Below are 6,143 nucleotides of genomic sequence, written 5' to 3' on the forward strand. Positions count from 1 at the left end.
ATTGCGAGCAGAGCGAAGCAATGACAACTATTTATCGAACATGATATAGTTTATACTATTTTGGATTAGAAATTGTCATTGCGAACGGAACAAAGTGCAGTGAACGCGAGAGCGTCTCGTAGAAACGCAATCGCAAGAGTATTGGGATTGCTTTGCCCAGTGGGTGTTTTCAAAGTCTTAGATCCCCCCAACCCCCCCCTTAAAAAGTCTATCCATTAGTCACATCTTTCTTTACAATCCTGAAACCTTGGTTTCATAACCATCTTAAAAACTAAGACGTTAGGCATACTTGACAAATTGGCGTTTAATATTCTCGCTAAAACTGCGTTTTTATTGAGAATTAAAGACGAACTAATCAGGGTTAGAAAAAATGTGAGAGCATTCACTCACAAATGTTGAGAAAGATCCGGGTAATAGATAGGTACACAGACAGAGCTTGATTGAACTGTTAAACCTAGATATGACAATCAACTTTCCATCCTATTCAACATTTCGACAAGTAATGAAAACAGTGGATTTTTCATCACTTATACGTAAGTCCTAAATATTACTGAACTCACAATGTGATTTTATACTGAACTCACAATGTGATTTTATAAAGTAAAATTTTGCCTAAGTATTGCAAATTTTACTGATGATTTCCTTCTCTAAGTTTTTCAAGGAAAACCAATTGACTCAGGTAGCAGCGCTGTTGTTATTGCTAATACTCTTAGCAATAGCAGGGGTTCCCGGATACCTGACAGGACACTGGCAATGGAAACAGCCGCCCCCTGTTCCTAGCCTCCACGAACTAAAACAGATCCGCAAAACTGGGTTAACCCTTCCTGGTTGGCAAACCATTGAGCAAGCAGAACAGCAAATTGGCGAACATAATTGGTCTTTGCAGGTAATTAAAAAAGAAGGTTCCGAATCCCAGGCAATCTTGCTTTTGTTGCCGCAAAATGGGCCTATGGATCAACCAGAGGTAGAGTGGACAGACGTTAACGGCTGGGGAAGGTCACGCTGGGGAAAGTGGGATGTAGCTCAATCTCGTTCTGCGGAATTTACTGTCAAACCATCTGCAAAGTTGGCTTCTAATGTCCAAACTAAAGTAGAGGCTAGGTTCTTTCGCGCCTCCACACCACAGCAAACCTTCGCTGTTTTACAATGGTATGCTATGCCAGACGGCGGAAATCCATCACCTTTTCACTGGTTTTTGGCAGACCAACTGGCACAGTGGCGCAAGCAACGCACTCCTTGGGTTGGCGTGAGCATTCTGATTCCAATGGAACCTTTGGGACAGGTAGAAACTTCTTGGTCTTTAGCCCAGTCTATTGGGGAAACAGTACAAGCTGCATTAATGGCAGGCCCTTTGTAGAGTCTGTTATAGATGCCCTTGTGCTGAGATTTATCAAGACTATCTCTAGAAATTGTGTTCAGGCTGAAACTCACCTAAAATCATGTTAAAAACATGAAGTTAGAAATTAAATTTAGCAAAGTTATTCTCTTTCTCTTGGTAAATACTTGTAGATAAAAGAGACATCTAAGACATTTTTCGAGTAAAATAACCACTCGGCGCAACTAATTTCTAGATCAATATTTTCTACACCGATGTTCATAGATCCCAGTTATTGTATGCGTGGATTCAGCGCCCTGTGTTTTGTCAGTCTTCAAGTAGGAGTTTTCTTAACAACACCTATCCAACTTGTTGTTGCCCAGCCTTTTCCATATAAAGGACAATCACCAGGGCTATTCCCCTCACCAGTGCCAGGTAGTGAGGTTGTACCTCCAGGTGTAAATGAAGAAATTTCCCCGCAACTCAGCCGTTACCTCTTGGGGCCAGGAGATGCAATTGGTGTTGTGCTTCAGCGTCCTCCTGGTCCATACCGCTTAGGTATAGGAGATGGAATTAGCGTTTCGGTTCAGCGCTTTCCAGATTTGAGCTTTCAAGCTTCAATCAACCCAGAAGGTAATATTGCGGTGCCGTTATTGGGAACAGTTTCTTTACAAGGTTTAACTTTGCAAGAAGCTGAAGACAAAATTCGCTTGGGTTTAAATCGTTATGTAGTCGATCCAATAATAGTTTTAGCATTAGCAGCGCAGCGTCCAGACCTCAGTTTTCAAGCTGTAATTAGTCCAGAAGGCAACATTATCGTGCCGCAAGTGGGAACGGTGTCATTAAAAGGTTTGACCTTGGAAGAAGCTCAAGAAAAAATTCGCCTGGGCTTGAGTCGCTTTTTCCCAGATCCAATTGTGGTAGTATCCTTGGCAGGAACGCGACCAGTTCAAGTTACCATTAGCGGAGAAATCTTTCGACCAGGAATTTATCCGATTAATTCACCAACACCCCGCGTTCCTGATGCTTTGCAAGTATCTGGTGGTTCAACGCTGAATGCAGACCTGCGACAGATACAAGTACGCCGAAAGTTAATGGATGGTTCTGTAATTTCACAAACTATTGACTTATATGCAGCACTGCAAAATGGCGGTTCAGTCCCGAATTTCCGCTTACAAGACGGAGATGCAATACTCGTGCCTCGTCGTGAAGTCGGTAATGAGGATAGTTACGATCGCAATTTAGTAGCACGTTCATCCTTGGCTACGCCACAGATTAGAGTCCGAGTTTTAAACTACGCGGCGGGTGGTCTTTCTATTCAAGCACTGCCTAACGGTAGTACATTTGTAGATGCTTTGGGAGGAGTAAATGTAGACACTGCTAATTTGAGAGATATCGCTCTGGTTCGCTTTGATTCGGAACGAGGCAAAGCTGTTACCCAAAAACTTGATGCTAAAAAAGCTCTAGGTGGTGATGCATCTCAAAATGTAGCACTTCAAGATAATGATGTTATTGTTGTTGGTCGGAACCTCATTGGTAGAATTACTAATTTCCTGACCACCATTACCCAACCTTTCTTCAATGTTCAATCCTTTCTCCGGTTTTTTGACAACATCGGTGGTGGATCGAATAATTAGTAACATTAAAAGAAGGATGCAAGCTGAAAATAGTTTGGAGTGTAGGAAGCCACATCTCTAACTTATCTTTAAATTTATTAATGGGAAAATCTTAAAGATAGAAACCGATATTATACAGTAGGAAGTTGATAGCATCCTTGGATCAAAACCACTATCTTTCATTTGGTGCTTCCTAATTTTTAATTTTTAATTTTTAATTTTTAATTGGAGTGAAGCGACCATGACCCCACCAATTGTTAAACGCTATCTTATTGCTTTTGATAAATATAAGTGGATTGGACTAGCTAGTTTTGCTTTAGTTGTCGCTGGGTCAACTGTAGTAGCTATGCAACCAGATCCACCTACTAGCTATATAGCATCTGGGGCACTTACTTATAGTGGCCCGCCAGTTTCTTTCTCTGCCACTGGTAATGAAATCCAACAGCAAGGAAAGGAACTAAATGAGGAAGTTTTACTATCAAACCAGATAATTGCAGGTGTGGCAGAGAAAGTTGGTGTCAAACCGAAACAACTCGGTGCAAGTCTTGCTCTTGCTCTACCTAAAAAAAATGCTAAGAGTGGAGAATTAGAATCTTCTACCTTTGAATTGAAATATGTAGATAGTGACGCGAAACGAGCCATACAGGTTTTGACGGAATTGATGCAAGCAATGATCAAGTTGAGTAGTGACATCAATACTGGGCGATTACAAGCAATTATTCAAAAGATTAACGATCGCACACCACAAGCTAAACGGGAATTGCAAATTGCTGAAAAGAAGCTAGAACAGTACGATCGCGTCGAGCGAACAGCAATCTTAGCCGCCGAAAATGGCAGCTTGTTAAGCGCCATTACTGCCAGCCAAAATCTCCAACGGCAAATTCAATTAACTATTTCTGGGGTTGATGGTCAAGCTCGCAGTTTACAAAATAAGTTAGGCTTAACAGTCGGACAAGCTTATGTTTCTTCTGCTTTGAGTGCCGATCCAATTATTGGTAACTTACGAGCGCAAATTTATCAAAGTGAATCGCAAATCGCTGTACTCAGAAAAGATTTGCGCCCGGAACATCCAACGATGGTGCAGTTAATGCGTCAGAAACAAGCTGCTGAGGAATTACTACAACAACGTGCTGCTGAAGTTTTAGGTGGTGGTGGGACGGCGGCTCCGCTTCAGGGTAGCGTTGCAGGTATTCGCACTCAAAGCAGCTTAGATCCAACACGCCAGCAATTAGCAAACCAAATGGTGTCTTTACAAACCCAACGGGAGACACTGCAACAACAACTAGCTCAAGAAATCCAACTAGAAGCGCGACTCCGGCGAGAGTATGCTTTGATACCCAATAAGCAATTAGAGCGATCGCGTTTAGAAGAGGAGGTTGGACTCAAAAAAGCCATCTATGACAAAATGCAAGTGAAGCTAACCGATGCGAAAACCGCAGAGGCAGAAACTACTAGCAGCCTTAGTATTGCCAGACGACCCGCAGTCACTGTCGATCCCAAACCTCCGAAAAGTGTACCGATTACCCTTGCTGTGGGTGGTTTCTTAGGTGTGTTGATTGGTGGTGGGGTGATATTTTTGCTGGGGGCGCTGGAAGGTACTTTCAAAACCAGAGAGGATATCCGCGAGAGCCTCAAGCAACGGGAAGTGGTACTGTTGGGAGAATTGCCTTTAATGCCAGTTGACGATCTGGAGAAAGATGAAGTGCCGGTGGTATTTTCCCAAGATTCTCCTTATTTAGAATTTTATGAGAAATTCCGTAGTAATCTGCGGCGGATTGGTGGTAAAAACTTAAAGGTAGTATTAATTACTAGCACCAGTAGCCTAGAGGGTAAAACGGCAAGTGCTTATAATTTGGGTGTCGCTTCTGCCCGTGCTGGTAAAAGAACCTTGATTATCGAAACAGATTTGCGATCGCCTTCCCGTTGCACATCCTTGAAAGTAATTCCTGACCCTGAAGCCACTCTTGAACCCCTGCGTTATTACGCCAATTTGAGTGAATGTATTCGTTTAGTTCCTGACGTAGAAAATTTATACATTCTCCCCAGCCCTGGGCCAGTGCGGCAATCTGCGGCTATTCTTGAATCCAGCGAAATGCGGCGGCTCATAGAAGATGTCCGCGAACGGTTCGATTTAGTTATTTTAGATACAAGTCCTCTCAGCATATCCAATGATCCTTTGTTAATTCAACCCTACAGTGATGGGATTATACTAGTGGCGCGACCACACTATACGCAAGAGAATATGCTAGGTGAAGCTATCGATCAATTGGTTGAATCTGAACTGGGGTTATTGGGAGCAATCATCAATGGTGCTGATATCATCGTTTCTGCACCTGAAGAAGTTGCAAAATCATCAACATTTACATCTGAGGTAGAACAGTCAGAAGAAGTTTCAGCGAGTGCCAACAAAAACTAATAGTTTCAAAATGTAGAAATTTTAACGCAGAGTATCGCATTGCCGTAGCCTCTTGTAGAAAAGCGTCTTGCAGAGGATTGATTAGTCGCGCCGAAACAAGCCAAATAGGGGAGCGAGAATTACCCCAAATACAAAACCACCGATGTGTGCCCAATATGCAACTCCACCAGTTTGCACGGTCATATTAGCGGCTGTTTGTAGGCTAGCAAGACCAGATATCACATTTTGCACGACAAAAATTCCAATGATGACTAGTGCTGGAACTCTGATTGTGGTGACGAAAAACCCCAAAAATATTAAAGTCATGACTTAAGCGTGGGGAAAGCGGATAATATACGCACCCAAAACCCCAGAAATTGCACCACTTGCCCCCAAGGAAGGAATCTCAGAAGTCATCCCAATAAACCATTGGCACAAGGCAGCTAAAGCACCACACGCCAAATAAAAAATTAGGTATTTGATATGACCCAATCGATCTTCAATATTATTGCCAAAAACCCAGAGAAACACCATATTCGAGATTAAGTGCCACCAACCGCCGTGTAAGAATTGTGACGTAAATAATGTTATCCATTCTCCACTTAAATTGGTGGTTAACTGTTGAGGCACTACCGCATACTCATTTAAAAACTGACTCAATTGTGCGTGTGACAGGCTCACCTCATGAATAAAAACTAAAATATTCATGCCAATTAACCCGTAGGTGAAATACGGGGTGATTCGCGTCGGGTTTTCATCGTAGAGGGGAAACACAGGTGTTTTTCCTAAATTATTGGCTAATTGCAATATAGCTTGT

General features: G+C 42.5%; 3 protein-coding genes and 1 pseudogene. 3 read left to right on the top strand and 1 reads right to left on the bottom strand.

The window, feature by feature from the left end:
- Positions 1–634 precede the first annotated feature (634 nt).
- The 3 genes from HWQ37_RS08940 to HWQ37_RS08950 all read left to right on the top strand — a co-directional run bounded on the left by HWQ37_RS08940 (position 635) and on the right by HWQ37_RS08950 (position 5,347).
- Positions 635–1,357 carry a cyanoexosortase B system-associated protein gene (locus tag HWQ37_RS08940; RefSeq protein WP_292745981.1) on the top strand — a complete coding sequence of 241 codons (723 nt, stop codon included), beginning with the start codon at positions 635–637 and terminating at the stop codon, positions 1,355–1,357.
- Positions 1,358–1,590: 233 nt separating this feature from the next.
- A complete protein-coding gene (locus HWQ37_RS08945) occupies positions 1,591–2,952 on the top strand; it encodes a polysaccharide biosynthesis/export family protein (RefSeq protein WP_292745983.1) in 1,362 nt (453 codons plus the stop codon).
- A 220-nt stretch (positions 2,953–3,172) separates the two neighbouring features.
- Positions 3,173–5,347: a GumC family protein gene (locus HWQ37_RS08950; protein WP_292745985.1), complete on the top strand. Its 2,175-nt coding sequence runs from the start codon at positions 3,173–3,175 to the stop codon at positions 5,345–5,347.
- Positions 5,348–5,428: 81 nt separating this feature from the next.
- On the opposite strand, the pseudogene HWQ37_RS08955 reads toward HWQ37_RS08950, so the two are convergent.
- Positions 5,429–6,100 (bottom strand): annotated as a pseudogene (locus tag HWQ37_RS08955) (rhomboid family intramembrane serine protease).
- Positions 6,101–6,143 lie beyond the last annotated feature (43 nt).

Origin of the sequence: Nostoc sp. NMS4 (assembly GCF_017115095.1) — a bacterium.
Taxonomy (GTDB): Bacteria; Cyanobacteriota; Cyanobacteriia; order Cyanobacteriales; family Nostocaceae; genus Nostoc.